General features: G+C 45.6%; 16 protein-coding genes and 1 tRNA gene. 16 read left to right on the top strand and 1 reads right to left on the bottom strand.

From position 1 onward, the window contains the following. The 9 genes from J2Z34_RS07015 (at position 1) to cuyB (ending at position 8,863) form a co-directional block, all read left to right on the top strand. Positions 1–822 carry a transketolase gene (locus J2Z34_RS07015; RefSeq protein WP_209459154.1) on the top strand — a complete coding sequence of 274 codons (822 nt, stop codon included), beginning with the start codon at positions 1–3 and terminating at the stop codon, positions 820–822. Between the two features lie 14 nt (positions 823–836). Further along, positions 837–1,769, top strand: a complete 933-nt coding sequence (locus J2Z34_RS07020) for a transketolase family protein (RefSeq protein ID WP_209459155.1) — start codon at positions 837–839, stop codon at positions 1,767–1,769. Positions 1,770–1,778: 9 nt separating this feature from the next. Then, positions 1,779–2,672: a 2-hydroxy-3-oxopropionate reductase gene (gene garR, locus J2Z34_RS07025; RefSeq protein WP_209459156.1), complete on the top strand. Its 894-nt coding sequence runs from the start codon at positions 1,779–1,781 to the stop codon at positions 2,670–2,672. 194 nt (positions 2,673–2,866) lie between these two features. Continuing rightward, positions 2,867–2,942, top strand: a tRNA-Lys gene (locus tag J2Z34_RS07030). A 126-nt stretch (positions 2,943–3,068) separates the two neighbouring features. Beyond that, positions 3,069–3,926 carry a DMT family transporter gene (locus J2Z34_RS07035; RefSeq protein ID WP_209459157.1) on the top strand — a complete coding sequence of 286 codons (858 nt, stop codon included), beginning with the start codon at positions 3,069–3,071 and terminating at the stop codon, positions 3,924–3,926. Positions 3,927–3,928: 2 nt separating this feature from the next. Then, positions 3,929–5,059 (top strand): aminopeptidase, encoded by a 1,131-nt coding sequence (locus tag J2Z34_RS07040; protein ID WP_209459158.1) that lies wholly within the window; start codon positions 3,929–3,931, stop codon positions 5,057–5,059. 149 nt (positions 5,060–5,208) lie between these two features. Beyond that, positions 5,209–6,459, top strand: a complete 1,251-nt coding sequence (gene aroA, locus J2Z34_RS07045; protein WP_209459159.1) for a 3-phosphoshikimate 1-carboxyvinyltransferase — start codon at positions 5,209–5,211, stop codon at positions 6,457–6,459. A 155-nt stretch (positions 6,460–6,614) separates the two neighbouring features. Beyond that, positions 6,615–8,171, top strand: a complete 1,557-nt coding sequence (locus tag J2Z34_RS07050; RefSeq protein ID WP_209459160.1) for a Mur ligase family protein — start codon at positions 6,615–6,617, stop codon at positions 8,169–8,171. Further along, positions 8,168–8,863, top strand: coding sequence for a cysteate racemase (cuyB, locus tag J2Z34_RS07055; protein ID WP_209459161.1), 696 nt, complete (start codon positions 8,168–8,170; stop codon positions 8,861–8,863). Before J2Z34_RS07050 ends, cuyB begins: the two co-directional genes overlap by 4 nt. A gap of 54 nt (positions 8,864–8,917) precedes the next feature. Here cuyB and J2Z34_RS07060 read toward each other — a convergent pair whose 3' ends face one another. Further along, positions 8,918–9,478: a cob(I)yrinic acid a,c-diamide adenosyltransferase gene (locus J2Z34_RS07060; RefSeq protein WP_209459162.1), complete on the bottom strand. Its 561-nt coding sequence runs from the start codon at positions 9,476–9,478 to the stop codon at positions 8,918–8,920. 191 nt (positions 9,479–9,669) lie between these two features. Here J2Z34_RS07060 and gdhA point away from each other — a divergent pair, with 191 nt between their 5' ends. From gdhA to tatC, 7 genes are all read left to right on the top strand, one after another. Then, positions 9,670–11,013 (top strand): NADP-specific glutamate dehydrogenase, encoded by a 1,344-nt coding sequence (gene gdhA, locus J2Z34_RS07065; protein WP_209459172.1) that lies wholly within the window; start codon positions 9,670–9,672, stop codon positions 11,011–11,013. A 339-nt stretch (positions 11,014–11,352) separates the two neighbouring features. Next, a complete protein-coding gene (locus J2Z34_RS07070) occupies positions 11,353–12,006 on the top strand; it encodes a ferredoxin-like protein (protein WP_209459163.1) in 654 nt (217 codons plus the stop codon). Positions 12,007–12,021: 15 nt separating this feature from the next. Beyond that, complete coding sequence (locus tag J2Z34_RS07075; RefSeq protein WP_245250547.1) at positions 12,022–14,127, top strand: aldehyde ferredoxin oxidoreductase; 2,106 nt, start codon at positions 12,022–12,024, stop codon at positions 14,125–14,127. Positions 14,128–14,138: 11 nt separating this feature from the next. Next, entirely contained in the window at positions 14,139–14,702 is a 564-nt protein-coding gene (locus J2Z34_RS07080) for a hypothetical protein (protein WP_209459165.1), read from the top strand. 13 nt (positions 14,703–14,715) lie between these two features. After that, the gene (fdhD, locus tag J2Z34_RS07085) at positions 14,716–15,456 is read left to right on the top strand and encodes a formate dehydrogenase accessory sulfurtransferase FdhD (protein WP_209459166.1); all 741 of its coding nucleotides are present in this window, start codon (positions 14,716–14,718) and stop codon (positions 15,454–15,456) included. After that, positions 15,441–15,626 carry a twin-arginine translocase TatA/TatE family subunit gene (locus tag J2Z34_RS07090; RefSeq protein WP_209459167.1) on the top strand — a complete coding sequence of 62 codons (186 nt, stop codon included), beginning with the start codon at positions 15,441–15,443 and terminating at the stop codon, positions 15,624–15,626. The genes fdhD and J2Z34_RS07090 overlap by 16 nt, the downstream gene beginning before the upstream one ends. After that, positions 15,610–16,386, top strand: a complete 777-nt coding sequence (gene tatC, locus J2Z34_RS07095) for a twin-arginine translocase subunit TatC (protein WP_209459168.1) — start codon at positions 15,610–15,612, stop codon at positions 16,384–16,386. The genes J2Z34_RS07090 and tatC overlap by 17 nt, the downstream gene beginning before the upstream one ends. Positions 16,387–16,880: the final 494 nt, after the last annotated feature.

The following is a 16,880-nucleotide window of genomic DNA, read 5'->3' on the forward strand; positions in this document are numbered from 1 at the left end:
ATGTATAGTGAAAAGCTTGTGGCCGATCTCGAGGATAAGGCCAGGAAACTTAGAAAAAACGTTATTGTAAGCATGGGAGTTGGATTTGCAGGCCATATCGGAGGCTCCTTCTCTTCAGCTGACATGGTCGCAGCACTTTATTTCCATAAGCTGAGACATGACCCGGAAGACAAAAAAATGACAGACAGGGACAGATTCCTTCTAAGCAAGGGACATGTGGCAATACTCCAGTACTCGGCCCTTGCTGAAGCTGGATACTTCCCGATAGAGGACCTGGTCAATACCAAGAGAATCGACTCATATCTCCAGGGACACCCTGATGTATTGAAGACACCTGGCATAGAGGCCGGTACCGGATCCCTTGGACAGGGCCTTTCCATAGGACTTGGCATGGCCATGGGATTGAAGATGGATGGACTTGACAGCAAGGTCTATGTGCTCATGGGTGATGGAGAACAGCAGGAAGGACAGATATGGGAGGCTGCAATGGCAGCAACTGTCTACAACACTGACAATCTTGTAGGAATTGTCGACTGCAACAAGCTGCAGGCTACAGGTCCGATATGCGAGAGATTCGATGCCGGTGACATTAAGAACAAATGGGAAAGCTTCGGATGGAACACAATTGAGATAAACGGCCATGATATGAAGGAAATACTTTGGGCTCTTGACGAGACTGACAAAAAGAACGGCAAACCCACTGTCATAATAATGAATACGGTAAAGGGAAAGGGACTGAGCTTTGCAGAGAACGTAGTCAGCTACCATAACGGAATGCTGTCTAAAGAGAACTACGACAAGGCTATGGCCGAGCTTTCATAGAGGAGGATACCATCATGGAACATACAAATCAGAGAGAAGCATATGGCACGACCCTTGTAGAACTTGGAAAGGTAAACAGGAACATCGTCATACTTGATGCGGACCTTGGAGGTTCAACAAGAGGCAAGCTGTTCGAGGAAAATTTTCCGGACAGGCATGTGGAGATGGGAATAGCAGAGGCTAACATGACTTCTGTCGCTGCAGGCCTTGCTCAGACTGGAAAGATACCTTTTGTAAATACATTCGCAGTATTCGCTTCTGGCAGAGCTTATGACCAGATCAGGCAGACAATAGCCATCGGAAAGCTCAACGTCAAGATATGCGGATCCTCAGCGGGAGTATCGGATTTCGGAGACGGCTCAACACATCAGTCAGTAGAGGACATGGCGATAATGAGGGCGATACCCAACATGACTGTGCTTTGCCCTGCGGATGCCAATGAGACAGTGAAGGCTGTCAGGGCACTTGCTGAATACAATGGACCTTGCTACATAAGGCTTAACAGGAATGACTATCCAAATGTCACTTCTTCAGACGCGCCTTTTGAGATAGGTGTGCCTTCGGTTCTTAAAGAGGGTAATGAAGTGGTTCTTTTCGCCACCGGCTATATGCTGACTCTGGCCATGGAAGCTGCAAGGCAGCTTGAGGGCAGGGTGTCTGTAAAGGTCGTGAACATTAGTACCATAAAGCCGCTAGACCAGAACAGGATCAAAGAGCTTGTAAAGGGAGCGAAGGGAGTCGTCACAGCTGAAGAGCACAGCATAGTAGGTGGTCTTGGCAGTGCGATAGCGGAAGCCCTGAGGCTTGAAAGAATGCCAATCGAGTTCGTCGGAATACAAGACTGCTTCGGAAGGAGCGCCCACAGTTATAGTGACATTCTCAAATACCAGAACCTGACCACTGAGAGAGTTGTGGAGGCAATAGATACTATCGTTTCACTTCAATAGGAGGAATCAATGAATAAAAAAGTTGGATTCATAGGACTTGGAATAATGGGAAGGCCAATGGCTAAGAACCTTCTGAAGGCTGGATACAGCCTGAAGGTGTATGACCTGAACAAAGCTGCAGTAGCTGACCTTGTGTCAGCCGGAGCAGAGGAAGGGGCAAGCGTATCTGAGGTTGCAAGGGACTGCAGCCTGATAATCACGATGCTTCCAAACTCTCCTCATGTCAAGGCTGTTGTACTTGGTGAAGGCGGAATACTCGAAAGCGCTGCTGAAGGCACCCTGGTTGTCGACATGAGCTCCATAGCACCTGATGCTTCAAAGGAGATGGAGAAGGCTCTGTCTCTGAAGAAGCTGAGGATGATAGATGCTCCCGTATCAGGAGGAGAGCCTAAGGCAATAGATGGATCCCTTGCGATAATGGTTGGGGGAAATGAGGAAGATTTCAACGAGGCCAAGCCGCTGTTCGACATAATGGGAGCGTCTGCTCTACTTGTCGGACCTATTGGAAGCGGAAACACCTGCAAGCTTACAAATCAGATTATAGTGGCACTTAATATAGCAGCACTCAGTGAAGGGCTCCTTCTTGCGAAAAAGGCTGGAGCTGATGTGGAGAAGGTGTTCAATGCCATCAAGGGCGGACTTGCAGGAAGCACGGTAATGAATGCCAAGGCACCGATGATACTTGAGGGCAACTTCAAACCTGGCTTCAAGATCGACCTGCATATCAAGGACCTGACAAATGCTCTGGACACAGGTGCTGCTGCGGGAGCTCCGCTTCCGCTGACGGCAAGCGTTCAGCAGATGCTTCAGGTGCTTAAGGCTGATGGAGAAGGTCAGAGCGACCATTCTGCTATAGCCAGATACTATGAGAAGGTTTCAGGAACTGCCATCAGAAAAGACTGATACTCCCATTAAGTCTTTTGTTACCGGAGGCATGCGGCTATTGTCCCATGCCTCTACCTTTAATATTTTGGCCTCTTAATCGGCGGACACATGTAGCTGGATAATGGATGAAAAAAAGCTGCACAAAAATATGAAATTTTTTGTTGACATTATATTGGTGGGTAAGTATAATAATCTTTGTCAGTAAAAACCGCGGTCGATTAGCTCAGTTGGTAGAGCATGCGACTCTTAATCGTAGGGTCCAGGGTTCGAGCCCCTGATCGACCACCATCAAAAAATCCGATACGTTTGTATCGGATTTTTTCGTCTGACTAAAACATACAATCATAAGGTTCACTTGATTGTCCAAATGGGATAGAATTAGCTTGTGGCCTAAAAGGGCACATGGAGGTACAAATGAAAAAGGTTTTGCCGCATGCTGCGGCTATCGTTCTGATGGTAATCTGGGGACTTAGCTATCTCAGCATAAGATTTGTGGTTAATGAGATAGACCCGGTGCTTTCAGCATTGTATAGATTCGCCATATCCACTGCAGTGATGGCAGTGTTTGCTTTGGGAAAAGGGAAAAAGGTACTGAAGGAAGACAGGTTGAGATTCATCCTTGGAGGACTTTTCGGAGTCGCGACATACTTCACATTCCAGAACATAGGCGTCAAGCTTACAACTACAGCGAATGTTGCAATAATAGTATCCACGATTCCAGTGATTACGCTGCTTGTGAATTCGGTGGTGCTAAAGATCAGGCTCGACAGATGGAAGGTTGCAGGTGTTACCATGTCTGTTGCCGGAATAGCACTTATTGTGCTTGCGAAGGAAAACTTTTCACTTTTCTCATCCGGCACATTAGGGGACCTTCTGGTACTCGGAGCAGCACTTTCATGGGTGGCATACACTTTACTCATGAGTAATCTTAAGGGAAGCTATTCTCCGATGGAGGCATCATTTCATACAAATGCATGGGGGACACTGTTCCTCTCTCCTATAATACTGAAAACAGGCTTGCAGCCTCTTAGTCCTACTGGTATTTTTCATCTTCTTTATCTGTCGATAGTCTGTACCTTTGTCGGGTATAATCTTTACCTTTATTGCCTGAAGGCTCTGGGGAGCGTAAAGGCTACCGCATACATCAACCTGGAACCTGCGATCAGCGTCGTGGTATCTATATTCATCTTGAAGGAAGCTGTGTTCCCTCTGCAGATTGCAGGGGCTGCTGTAATCATAATAGGGGTGTTCCTTGTGAACAGAAAGGGGTAATGATGAAGGACGAAAGACTGGAAAAGCTTGCAAAGCTGCTGGTGGGTTATTCCACAGGGGTAAAGGAGGGAGACTTTGTCTACGTGAGATGCGACGAGGTCGCATTGCCGTGGGCCAAGGAGGTAGTAAAGGCAGCAATCAGGGCTGGTGCTCATGTCGAGACTGTGCTGACGTCAGATGAGATCCAGGAGATAGTACTTAAGAACTCGAGCGAAGAACAGCTTGAGAAGGAGAATGAGCTCCAGAAGGCGATGATGGAGAAGGTAGATGTTTGGCTTACTGCATGGGGATCAAGAAACCTAAAGTATGCCTCGTCTGTTCCGTCTGAAAAAATCAAATCCGCCGCAAGGGGAGCATCGTCCTGGAGGAAGATATACACCGAGAGGACTGGAGACGGAACCATGAGATGGTGCGGTACCCAGTTCCCGACCTTTGCTGATGCCCAGGAAGCAGGGATGAGCCTTGAAGACTACGAGGATTTCGTATATGGAGCAGGACTTCTTGATACGGATGACCCTGTAGCTGAATGGAAAAGAATAAGCCATGAGCAGGAGAGATGGGTCAGGTACCTGGATACCAAAAAAGAGCTTCATATATTATCTGAAGGCACTGACATAAAGGTTTCCGTTTCTGGTAGGAAATGGATCAATTGTGATGGGAGGCAGAATTTCCCAGATGGTGAGATTTTCACTTCACCAGTCCATGAAGAGATAAACGGACATGTTTCCTTTACCTTCCCCCTTATCTATGCAGGCAAGGAGATACGCGGGATAAGGCTTGAAGTGGTAAATGGAAGGGTAGTTGATGCCCTCGCTGATGAGGGACAGGACCTTCTACAAAATGTCCTCGATACGGATGCCGGCTCGAGATTCTTTGGTGAGGTTGCCATAGGGACCAATTACGGAATAAAGGACTTTACAAAGAATACGCTTTTTGATGAAAAGATCGGCGGTACCTTCCATATGGCCATAGGAGACTCCATGCCGGAGGCTGGTGGGAAAAACAGCTCTTCAGTGCATTGGGACATGATAGGGGACCTGAGAAAAGGAGGCTCCATATCTGCAGATGGAGAGGTATTCTACAGAGATGGTGAATTCCTGATGGAAGTACTTGAGCGTTTCGAGACCGTATGATTGTAATGCATTCTTTCTTCTGGAAATCGAAGCCATATGAATAAAATATTAACGATTTGTTATAAGATTGACATTTTGTTTGTAAATAGTCCTATTGCCCTTACAATAAGATAAGACGAATACAGAACGGAAATAGGAGCGTGGTACAAATGATCAAAGAGATTAACTGCAAAAAGGTAAATGGAACCGTACGAATCCCTGCATCGAAGTCCTATGGACACAGGGCTCTGATTGCTCTGTCGCTTTCTAAAGGAAAAGGTGTGCTGGACAATTTCGACATGTCGCTGGATATCATGGCAACCTTGAAGTGTCTGGAAGATCTTGGTGTAGATTTCATTTTTTCGGACAGGTCGCTGTCGATAGACGCAACGAAGTTCGGCCAATTCAGGGACAGGACGATGAAGCCGGAAGAATCAGGTTCCACGCTCAGGTTCTTCATACCAATAACCCTCCTGTTTGACGAAGTGTTCGAATTCAGATGCAAGACGGGACTTCTTAAGAGACCGCTTACTGTATATGAGGAGCTCTTCAAGGACCTTGACATTGTCCTCTACAGGGATAGCCTTGAATGTCTTGTTGTTAAGGGCAAACTTACAAGCGGCGAATTCACCATGAGAGGGGATGTCAGCTCCCAGTTCATATCTGGAATGCTGCTGGTGCTTCCGATGCTTGATGGAGACAGTGTACTGAAGGTTACTGGTGAACTGGAATCTGAAGGCTATGTCAACATGACACTAAAGGTAATGGAGGACTTCGGAATAGAAGTTGTAAGGGATGGCAACACATTCCGCGTAAAGGGCGGCCAGAGCTATATTGCAAGAGATTACAAGATAGAGGGAGACTACTCTCAGGGAGCCTTCATGCTGGCGGCAGGAGTGCTTGGCGGGGATGTTACGGTAACCGGACTTGAAAAGGATACTGCCCAGGGTGACGCTGATATAGTAAGGATAATAAGGGACATGGGTGGAGTTATTGAAGAGACAGAGGATGGACTCAGAGCGAGAAGGTCAGACCTTAAGGCGATTGACATTGATATCTCACAGACTCCTGACCTGACACCAATACTTGGAGTGCTTCTTAGTCTTTCAAAGGGCACCGGAAGGCTGCTAAACGGAAAGAGGTTAAGGTATAAGGAATCAGACAGGATCAAGACCACTGTGGCAATGATAACATCCCTTGGAGGAGATGCCAGGGAGGATGGCGAGGACATAGTGATCGAAGGCAAGGAGATGCTTAAGGGAGGCAGGTCCTTCGCATTCAATGACCACAGGATTGTAATGGCTTCCTCAGTGGCTGCACTAAGATCCGAGGACAAGGTTTATATTGACGGCTATGAAGCTGTAAACAAGTCTTATCCTGAATTCTTCAATGATTTTGAACATATGCTTTGCAACAGATAGACATTATGGGCATCCTTACGGATGCCCGTTGTTTTTCAGGCAGGCTATTGCAATCAGTTCACATTCTTATGATTTTCTTAGGTTTTCAAACCTCATTCACCAGGATGTGAATATGTGATAAAATTAGATGATAATTTTCAGGATGGGTGAATGCTATGCAAATCGGTGAATTGATGAACGGTGTCGAGGTCCTCGAAAAAAAGGGTTTCGCTGAAGATATTGAAATAGAGGACATTACTGTAAGCTCAAGGGAAGTGGAGATTGGATCTCTCTTTACGGCCATCAGAGGGCACTATAGTGATGGGCACAGGTACCTCAGGGATGCAGAAGCAAAAGGAGCAGTCTGTGCTGTAGTAGAAACCATAAGCGATGATCTGGAGATTCCACAGATAAGGGTGGCTGATACAAGGCGTGCACATTCTCGGATCTGCAGCAATTTCTATGGGTCTGCATCGAGAGATATGCGGGTATTTGGTATAACCGCTACCAACGGCAAGACAACGACCTCATATATGCTTAACAGCATCCTGGAAGACAGCGGAAGCACTACCGGCCTTTTTGGAAGCGTAAGGATCAAGAACGGTAACGAAAACATCCCTTCATCGATGACGACCCCGGATGCCAAGATAGTGCAGGCTAGTCTAAGGAAAATGAAAGACAATGGTGTGACTAAGGTAACCATGGAGGTATCCTCATCGTCACTTGAGCAGTATAGGGTTGCGGATATTGATTTTGATATTGTAGCATTCAATAATTTCAGCAGAGAGCACATCGACCAGCACGGAAGCTTTGAGAAATACTTTGAGGCGAAATCGAGTCTGATAACAGGTGCTGGCGAGAAAGCATATGCAGTCCTCAATTACGATGATCCATATGCAAGGAGCCTGATTGGCAAGACGCATGCAAGGGTGATAACCTACTCTGTTTCAGACAAATCTGCAGACATATATTGCTCAGGCTATGACCTGTCCTCTGGAAGGGCTTCAATGGAGGTTGTCGTTGCTTTGGATTTTGAAGGCCTTGAGGGCAAGGTTGAAAAGGGGACATTCCATGTGGAGCTGGGAGTTCCCGGGTATCATTCAATAACAAATGCCCTGTCTGTGATTGCCATGGCCCTTATTGACGGGGTGGACAGGAAGGTAATAGCTGATGCCCTCAAAAGATTTACCGGAGTTGAGAGAAGATTCCAGTATATCTATGACAGGGATTTTATAATTGCAGATGACCATTTCGCAAACAGCAGGAACATTGACGTGACACTCGAGAGCATCGCAATGTCTGATTGTAGAAAGCTCCATATTGTCTACGCGATACGCGGGAACCGCGGTACTACGGTTAACCGGGAGAATATTGAAACCCTGCTGAAGTGGAAGGACTCTCTCCCAATGGATGAGATAATCGGCACAGTGAGCGAAGGTCTTGTCGGACCTAAGGACGAAGTCAAGCCTGAGGAGCTAGAGGTTTATTTCGATGCCCTTAAGGATTCAGGACTTGCAACACCGCTTTACAATAAGCTTGAGGATGCCATTGCCTACGCACTGAATAAGGCGGAGAAGGGCGATATGGTTCTGCTTGCCGGATCGCAGGGGATGGATTACGGAGCTGAAATTGCCCTGAACACGATGAAGGCTTTGAGACCAGACCTGCCGGAAGAAGATTTGCTAAGACCACTTAAGGAAAGAACCTTGCTATTGGAGAACTTAAAGATATGAGAGACAAGATACTTGGAATAATCGGCGGGATGGGGCCTGAGGCTACAGCCCAGCTATACATGAAGATGATAAAGGCAACGAAAGTTTCCAGAGACCAGGAACACTACAGGATAATTATTGACAGCAATCCGAAGATACCTGACAGGACCAGGGCGATACTTGGGCTTGGAGAGAATCCGGTCCCCATGATAATCGAAACGGCGAGAAACCTTGAAAGAATGGGTGTGGATATCGCTTGCATCCCATGCATGACTTCCCACTACTTCTTCGATGAAATTCAGAGCGGCGTAGATATGAAAATCATGAATGCACTGGTGGAGCTCAAGAAATACATAGACATAAACTTTCCGGAAATCAGGAAGGTAGGAATACTTGCTACTACCGGAACCATGAATACTAAGATATTCGACAAGTATCTTGCAGGCATGGAACTCATCTATCCTGACCTTGATGTCCAGAAGGATAAGGTAATGGAAGCTATTTATGGCGAGGGAACCGGGATAAAGAGCGGAGTGACTGAAGGCAGGCCGGTGGAACTGCTTGTTGAAGCAGGTGAACATGTAATAATGAAGGGTGCCGAGCTGGTGGTCCTTGGATGCACTGAAATAGGACTTGTGCTCAATAAGGAATCTCTATCCATGCCTTGCGTTGATCCCATGGATGTCATGGCTGAAGCGATGGTAAGTGAATAAATTACTGAAAGTAAAGAGGAACGCCAGGCTTATCTGCTGGACGTTCCTCTTGTGTTATTTCCAGGCGTTTGCAGTAATCTCAATACCGCCAAGCTCCTGGTTAAGGTATCGGGCAAGGGTGAAAAGATAATCAGAAAGCCTGTTCAGGAACATATAGCTTTGGGGGAAGGTTTCCACTTCCTCCTCGAGAAGATATCTCACATATTGCCTTTCGACCCTTCGGGCCAGTGACCTTGTGACGTGCGTGTAGGTTGCCTGCCTCGTTCCGGAAAAAAGTATGAAGTGAGTCTGTTCAGGCATAAGCGATGTCAGCTCGTCTATCTTCTCTTCAAGGAGTTTTGGATGACTTTCGTTGAACCTCATGACTTCATATTTTGATGATATTTCGCTTCCCATGTTGTAGAGTCCGTTCTGGATGTATCTGATAAAATCGGTGAGCTCTGTTTTCCTTTCAAAATCTGCGCCTTCATCGATAAGGGAACAAAGATATCCAAGGGATGAATTGAGTTCATCTATCTGTCCGTTAAGCTCAATAAGCGATGATGACTTGAGTACCCTTTCGCCTCCGAGTGTTCCTGTGGTGCCTTTGTCGCCGGTCTTGGTTACAATTCCCATTGCAGTCCTCCATAGATAAATATTTGCGTTCAAAAAAATTTTCGCAAGTGGTGTCAAGATAATTCTACATCATCTAAAGTATGGTATACTAAATAATATTGTTAATCTTTTTGAAACAATTATGACACAAATGCAAAGAAACAAGGAACAACTTAACATTAATGCAAAACCAAGGAGAAGGGGAGATCATCATGAACGCACATGACTATATCGAGGAGGTCCTTGATAAGGTAAGGACCAAAAACAGGGGAGAGGATGAATTCATAGCTGCAACTACTGAAGTCCTTCACTCACTAACACCAGTAATCGAAAAGCATCCCAAGTACATGGAGCACAACATACTGGAAAGAATAATCGAGCCGGACAGGCAGATAATATTCTCGGTTCCATGGGTTGATGATTCAGGCAAGGTAAGGGTAAACAGAGGCTTCAGAGTTCAGTTCTCAAGCGCAATCGGACCATACAAGGGCGGACTCAGGTATCATCCTTCAGTAAACCTGAGCATCATAAAGTTCCTTGGTTTTGAGCAGATATTCAAGAACTCGCTAACCGGTCTTCCAATCGGTGGAGGCAAGGGCGGAAGCGACTTTGATCCCAAGGGCAAGAGTGAAATGGAGGTAATGAGGTTCTGTCAGAGCTTCATGACTGAACTTTACAGGCATATAGGTGAAGACATAGATGTTCCTGCCGGAGATATCGGTGTCGGCGGCAGAGAGATAGGATATATGTACGGACAGTACAGGAAGATCATGGGATCTTCAGAGCCTGGCGTGCTTACAGGCAAGGGCATCGTATACGGTGGAAGCCTTGGAAGACCAGAGGCAACAGGCTTCGGTCTTGTGTATTTCGTCAAGGAGATACTTGAGCACAGAGGAATTGAAATGAACGGAAAGACTGCAGTAGTATCAGGTTCAGGCAATGTTGCGCTTTTCGCTATTGAAAAGCTGGCTGAGTTTGGAGTGAAGACTGTAGCATGCTCAGACAGCAACGGTTATATATATGACGAGAACGGCGTGGACCTTGAAATGCTGAGGCAGATCAAAGACGTTGAAAGAAAGAGAATAAGCGAATATCCTTCAAGGACTGGCAGAGGAGAATATCGTGAAGGCTCAAGGAACATCTGGGATGTCAAGTGCGATATCGTATTGCCTTGCGCAACACAGAATGAGATCAACAAGGACGAGGCAATGAAGATCGCTGACAATGGGGTCATTCTTGTAGGCGAAGGTGCAAACATGCCATCGACACTCGAAGCTCAGGATGTCTACAGGGAGCGAAAAGTGCTTTTCGCACCGGCAAAAGCAGCCAATGCCGGCGGTGTTGCTGTCTCCGCACTTGAAATGTCTCAGAACTCCATGAGAATGTACTGGGAAAAGAGCGAAGTTGACAACATGCTCAAGGGCATCATGAAGAGGATTTACGAGAATGCGAGCAAAATGGCAGAAGAGTATGGCGACAAGGATAACCTTGTAATGGGTGCAAACATTGCAGGCTTCGTAAAGGTTGCTGATGCAATGGTATATCAGGGAATATAAAAAATATAAAAGTACATATCTAAACAAACAAAAGCAGCTGAAAAGCTGCTTTTGTTTGTTTACAAATTGTACCGAAATGGGATTTTCTCATTAATTTGTTAAATATTTTTCTAACATTATTTATAAATATGTAATGAAATGGTACTATTAAAGCATGTTATTTTTCTGCTTCGCATTATATTATGACGATTTGTTCCAATTTAAAAGAATATAATTGGAAAATGTCGTATAAAATAGTATTTTGCACTATGATTTATGCATATTTTGCGTCTGTGATTGATAACAATCTAACCAGGCTCGAGATAATAGTTAAATTATTACTTAACGGGAGGGAAATCAATGGAAGAAAAGAAAAGCTTTTTCAACAAGGAGCAAACCAGGAGAGATTTTCTTAAGCTAACTGGAAAAGGAATCGGTGGTGCAGTAGTATCCTTGTCAATACTCAGTCTCTTCGGATGCGATACCAAAGAAGTTTCCGCATTTCCTATAGCTGAGGGTCTGCTGGTCGCAGACAGGTCGAAGTGCACAGGCTGCCAGAGGTGTGAAATCACATGTACAGCCATGAATGAAGGTAAGATTCAGCCATTCATATCAAGGATCAATGTCAGCAAGAACTACAATTTCGGAAAAGAAGGCCCGAAAATCAACTTTGCAAGTGCTGATGGACAATATGGAAATCTTCTGATGTCGCCTTCTACCTGCAAACAGTGCAGGGAGCCGTTCTGTGGAAATGCATGCCCTGTCGGGGCCATATATGCTGACAAGAACAACGGAAACGCAAGGACTGTGAACAAGGAGCTTTGCATTGGCTGCGGCACTTGTGTTCAGGCATGCCCATGGCATATGCCAAATGTTGATGCTGAGACAAAGAAGTCTTCAAAGTGCGTAACCTGCGGGGAGTGCGCAAAGGCTTGTCCTACAGGCGCCCTATCGGTTATACCATGGGAAGACATCAAGGTTGCAATGGACAGACACGGAATGCTTTTAGGTTAATGGAGGAGGATGGCAATGGCTGATAAATCGTTTGGATGGGCTGGTAAGATACTTAGGGTAAACCTTACTACAGCTAATATCTCAGTATCTGAAACAAAGGAATATGAATCACTTATAGGCGGCATGGGCATAGGCTACAAGGTCATTTTTGATGAAGTTCCTCAGGGAACAAAGGCTTTTGATGAGGCTAACAAGGTTGTCATAGCTGTAGGACCACTGACAGGAAGCGGTGTACCTTGCAGTTCAAGAACTAACTTCACATCCCTTCTTCCATCGAATCCAAACAATGCGGTTTCAGATTCGCATATGGGCGGAAATTTCGCGGCAGTGATGAAATATGCCGGATATGACGCAATAATCATAGAAGGGAAATCTCCAAAGCCAGTTTGGCTCAGGATAGAGGATGACAAGGTAACAATTGAAGATGCAAGACACGTATGGGGAAAAGGGATATTCGAATCAACAGCCATCATTGCAGGTGAAATCGGCAAAGAAGCTTCGATTGCTGCAATCGGTCAGGCTGGAGAAAATCTCGTAAACCTGTCTGTAATCATGAACGGTACATCCCACTCAGCAGGTGGTCACGGTGGAGTATTCGGTTCGAAATTACTCAAGGCCGTAGCTGTCAAGGGAACAGGATCAGTTGCGATTGCTGGAAAAGGTGCTGACTTCGTTGAACTTAACAGATACATGATGGCAGATATCATCGGTGCCAACAATCAGCATGTTGTTCCGAATGCTCCTCAGCCATGGGCAGAATACCACAGCCAGAGCTCGAGATGGACCGCCAAGGCAGGCCTTACATGGGGAGCTGCAGATCCTGTAGTGGAAACCGGAGACTGCGCTGCCGGAGAAGTCAACAAGGTCGGTTACAGGACAATGAAGTCTGTTTTTGACCTTGGACCTGTCGCTGAGAAGTATACTGTCAGGATGGGCGGATGCCAGAGCTGTCCGATAAGGTGCCATTCACAGCTTACTATTCCTAAGCTTGCAACCTATGGAGTATCTCCAAATGTTGCCAATACCTGCATGGGATTCCATTCGCCTGCAGGAGTAATGATAAAGGGAGTCAAGGACCAGTTCGAGGAAGGCGATGCGAACATGATCACAAGGACTCTTGGCGCACAGCTTGCCGATGACTATGGTGTATGGTGCAACTATGGCCTTATAGGCAAGGACTTCAAATACGCTTATGACAATGGGATACTCAAGAATGTTCTGCCAAAGGAAGAATACGACTCGATACCATGGGACCTTCTGGAAAAGGGAGACCCGGCATTCCTGAAGGACTTCTACAGAAGAATAGCCTTCAAGGAAGGGGAGTTCTCCAACCTGGGACTTGGCACCTATTGGATAGCGCAGAGATGGAACTATGGTCAGGACTTCTGGAATGGAGCTGCATATGGAATCTGGTCGCCGCTTGGATACCCGAAGCATCATTCGAATGAGGCCGGCGGACAGGTAGGAGCGCTCATATCATGCATGTTCAACAGGGACTCCCAGTCACATACACATATGAATCTGATAGGCTCGGGACTTCCGATAGAGATACTGAAGGAAATCGCTGGAGAAGTGTTTGGATCACCTGACGCACTTGATGCGCCAATGGATTACAAGCCAATGAACGAGTACAAGGCAAAGTTCGCCAAGTGGTCTCTTGCAAGAAACTGCATACATGACGCACTGACGCTTTGCAACTGGATGTGGCCTATGACTGTTTCACCGACAAAATCAAGAAACTACAGGGGAGATACTGCCCTTGAAGCGAAGTTCATGTCGATGGTTACAGGCAAGGAAATAACAGAAGCTGAACTCGATCTCGCCGGTGAAAGAATTATGACACTCCACAGGGCGCTAACAGTAAAATGCATGAATACCATGGACATGAGAGCGACTCATGATGTAATGATGGACTGGGTATATGATGCTGATCCTGGAATTGCTCCATTCACTAAGGGAACCATAAAGATGGACAGGGATGACATGCAGCTTGCGCTCACTATGTTCTATAAGGAAATGGGATGGGATGAGAAGCTTGGTGCTCCTACTAGGGCGACGCTGGAGAGGCTTGGACTCAAGGATGTTGCTGATGAACTGGGGAGCCTGAACCTCCTTCCGTAATGAGGTAAACAATGGGAAAGGATATTGCCATATTCGATGATATGCTCAAGCTTAAGGAAGCTGTCATATTCATCAGAAAAGAATCGATAAAGGGAAACCTTGTTGCGAAGAACAGCCTTGCGGAAACCGCTGGAATCGAGGAGGGAGAGGTTGAACCTCTCCTTGCAAGGATGCTGGATTTTCCTGAATTCATTGAGCTGAAGAGGGTAAGCGATTCGGATGGAAATGAATACATTTATTCAGCAAGCGAGATGACTGACAGGTATGTAGAGATACTGATGGGACTGAAGAACAAGGACCTTCTGAAGCTCATAGCTGACACTGTGAGGTATGAATCTAAGAAGTATCCAAGGCCGACAAGAGCTGACCTGTTTACCAAGAAGCCGTACTCCATAGCTCTCGATGAGCTCAAGGAGCTGCTTGACAGCCTCGGAGAAGAGAGTGACTACAAGGACCTGAAGTTCACCGAAGCATCAAACGGTACCCGATTCATATATTCAGATCAGCACATGACCAAATTTTATGCAACTAAGCTTGCTGAGTGGTACGAGGTGCTTCAGTACGAAATACCTTAAGGAGGGACTTTGGATGAATGACTTAAATCTATCTGATGAAGTTCCGGTATCGATATATGTGAACGGAGATGTTGCCGCGACCTTGATGTGTACCCCTGAGGACCTGAAGGATCTTGCGCTGGGGTATCTTCTTGATACCGGTTCAGTTGAGGGCATGACAGACATATCAAAAATCAGTGTCTGCAATGCTGAGAGGGAGGTATATGTGAATCTGAGGGAGTCGTTGAAAAGGCGCCCGAAGTTCAGCGAAATCATTACGACTGCCTGCAGCCAGGGCTTTGACTATAAGGATGCCATTGAAGGTCTGGAGACTCTTGATTCAGACCATGCAGTGACCATCCTTGAGATAAGACAGGCTGTAAAGAGGATGGTAAAGGAATCGGAAAAATACATCTGCCATGGAGGAATTCATGCTTCTGCGCTTGTTTCAGAGGGTTTTTTCGTTACCAGGGAAGATGTTGGAAGACATAACTCGCATGACAAGGTGGTCGGTCGAGCTATGCAGGAAAATGTGGATTTGAATGCATCGATGATTGTTACAACAGGCAGAATATCAGCAGACATGGTTTTTAAGGCTATGAATGCCGGAGTGCCGATTTTGTGCTCGATGAGTAATCCGACGAAGCTTGCAGTTGACATCGCACACAAGTGCAGAATAACATTAGTTGGAAGATGCATGGGAAAGGACCTTACGGTCTATACCCAGGACGAAAGAATAATTGATAAGGAGATAAAAATATGTTTAGCAGATTAGGAGCCCCGGAGCTGATACTCATACTTGCCATTGCTCTAGTAGTATTTGGACCATCGAAACTTCCTGAGATAGGAAAATCTGTCGGAAAGGCTATCAACGAGTTCAAGGCTCAGGCCAACAAAGTCTCGGAGGATATCAAGGTAGACCTTAACGATGAGAGCAAGAATTGAGGATCTGGAAAAGGATCTGAAGAAGGCAAAGAAGAGAGAGAGAAAGATGACTCTTATAGGTCATCTCGGTGAACTTAGGAGAAGGCTCATCTATTCAGCAATCTTTTTTCTTGCTGGAGCCGGATTCTGTTATTACCATGTTGAAACGCTGATAACGGACATGCTCAACAAAGCACCAGGAATGGAATTTGTAGCTATTGCTCCTGAAGAGCTTCTTATTTCCCAGATACGTATAGCTTTCCTCGGCGGAGTCATTGTGGCGTCACCGCTCATCATCATGCAAATCTGGATGTTTGTTAAGCCAGGTCTTGTTGTAAAGGAAAAGAGATATCTTCTCCTTTCGCTATTTGTTGGTGCCATGTTCTTTGTTTCTGGAATAGCGTTCGCTTATATGGTGATACTGCCCATGACACTGAAGTTCCTTGCGGGATTCGAGATGGACAGGATTTCATCCTTCATAAGCTTCAGCAGCTATTTAAGCTTCGCAACCAATATGCTGCTTTCATTCGGGCTTGTATTTGAACTACCTATTGTCATGCTGCTCCTCAGTCTGTTTGGAATACTTAAGGTAAAGACGGTAGTCAAGTTCAGGAAGCATATCCTGATCATCATACTAACCGTTGCAGCTTTCCTGACACCGCCTGACGTTGTTTCACAGCTTCTGATGGCTGTTCCTATGCTTATACTATTTGAAATCGGCATATTGTTTGCTAGGGTCGCAGAAAAAAGCAGGAACAAGAGGCTTTCAGACAATCTATAATTGAAGCACCGGCTTGGTCAATTCATTTATTGGCTGAGCCGGTGTACCTATATGTCCCCAAGTGGGCTAAAATCAGTCTGTCTTTTCTTGAGCTGATATTATAGGTTAATGAACTTCATAATTTCAGATACTTATTATAGGAAGTTTCTTCCCTGTAAAAATTGAAAACGATAGCAGGTGTTGAGGTTTTTAAAGGCTTCAGGCATCGGGTAAATAGTTGGAAGATCTCAAATCATAATTATCTGAATGCTGGATGCAGTCATAGAATTGACTGAAAGCCATGATATTGGGCTATCGTAAGTACCTGTCCCAAAAAGATGATTAAAATTGTGTCAAAATCAGTTGACAGCCTAAAGCACAAATGATAATATGTAGAAGTCGCTTAAATGAGCGATGAGTTCTTTGAAAATTAAACAGAAATAGGTAATAAGACCAGAGTAAATTTTTTTGAGTCACCTCCATATTGGTTGGAGGAAGACGTCTCGAGTAGGAAA

This window comes from Youngiibacter multivorans (assembly GCF_017873395.1).
GTDB classification, from domain to species: domain Bacteria; phylum Bacillota; class Clostridia; order Clostridiales; family Clostridiaceae; genus Youngiibacter; species Youngiibacter multivorans.

Coding starts and splice junctions, on each gene's coding strand:
- J2Z34_RS07020 (WP_209459155.1), top strand. CDS start 837: ATGGAACATACAAATCAGAGAGAAGCATATGGCACGACCCTTGTAGAA.
- J2Z34_RS07080 (WP_209459165.1), top strand. CDS start 14,139: ATGGGAAAGGATATTGCCATATTCGATGATATGCTCAAGCTTAAGGAA.
- J2Z34_RS07035 (WP_209459157.1), top strand. CDS start 3,069: ATGAAAAAGGTTTTGCCGCATGCTGCGGCTATCGTTCTGATGGTAATC.
- aroA (WP_209459159.1), top strand. CDS start 5,209: ATGATCAAAGAGATTAACTGCAAAAAGGTAAATGGAACCGTACGAATC.
- tatC (WP_209459168.1), top strand. CDS start 15,610: ATGAGAGCAAGAATTGAGGATCTGGAAAAGGATCTGAAGAAGGCAAAG.
- gdhA (WP_209459172.1), top strand. CDS start 9,670: ATGAACGCACATGACTATATCGAGGAGGTCCTTGATAAGGTAAGGACC.
- J2Z34_RS07075 (WP_245250547.1), top strand. CDS start 12,022: ATGGCTGATAAATCGTTTGGATGGGCTGGTAAGATACTTAGGGTAAAC.
- J2Z34_RS07015 (WP_209459154.1), top strand. CDS start 1: ATGTATAGTGAAAAGCTTGTGGCCGATCTCGAGGATAAGGCCAGGAAA.
- J2Z34_RS07090 (WP_209459167.1), top strand. CDS start 15,441: ATGTTTAGCAGATTAGGAGCCCCGGAGCTGATACTCATACTTGCCATT.
- fdhD (WP_209459166.1), top strand. CDS start 14,716: ATGAATGACTTAAATCTATCTGATGAAGTTCCGGTATCGATATATGTG.
- J2Z34_RS07040 (WP_209459158.1), top strand. CDS start 3,929: ATGAAGGACGAAAGACTGGAAAAGCTTGCAAAGCTGCTGGTGGGTTAT.
- J2Z34_RS07060 (WP_209459162.1), bottom strand. CDS start 9,478: ATGGGAATTGTAACCAAGACCGGCGACAAAGGCACCACAGGAACACTC.
- J2Z34_RS07050 (WP_209459160.1), top strand. CDS start 6,615: ATGCAAATCGGTGAATTGATGAACGGTGTCGAGGTCCTCGAAAAAAAG.
- J2Z34_RS07070 (WP_209459163.1), top strand. CDS start 11,353: ATGGAAGAAAAGAAAAGCTTTTTCAACAAGGAGCAAACCAGGAGAGAT.
- cuyB (WP_209459161.1), top strand. CDS start 8,168: ATGAGAGACAAGATACTTGGAATAATCGGCGGGATGGGGCCTGAGGCT.
- garR (WP_209459156.1), top strand. CDS start 1,779: ATGAATAAAAAAGTTGGATTCATAGGACTTGGAATAATGGGAAGGCCA.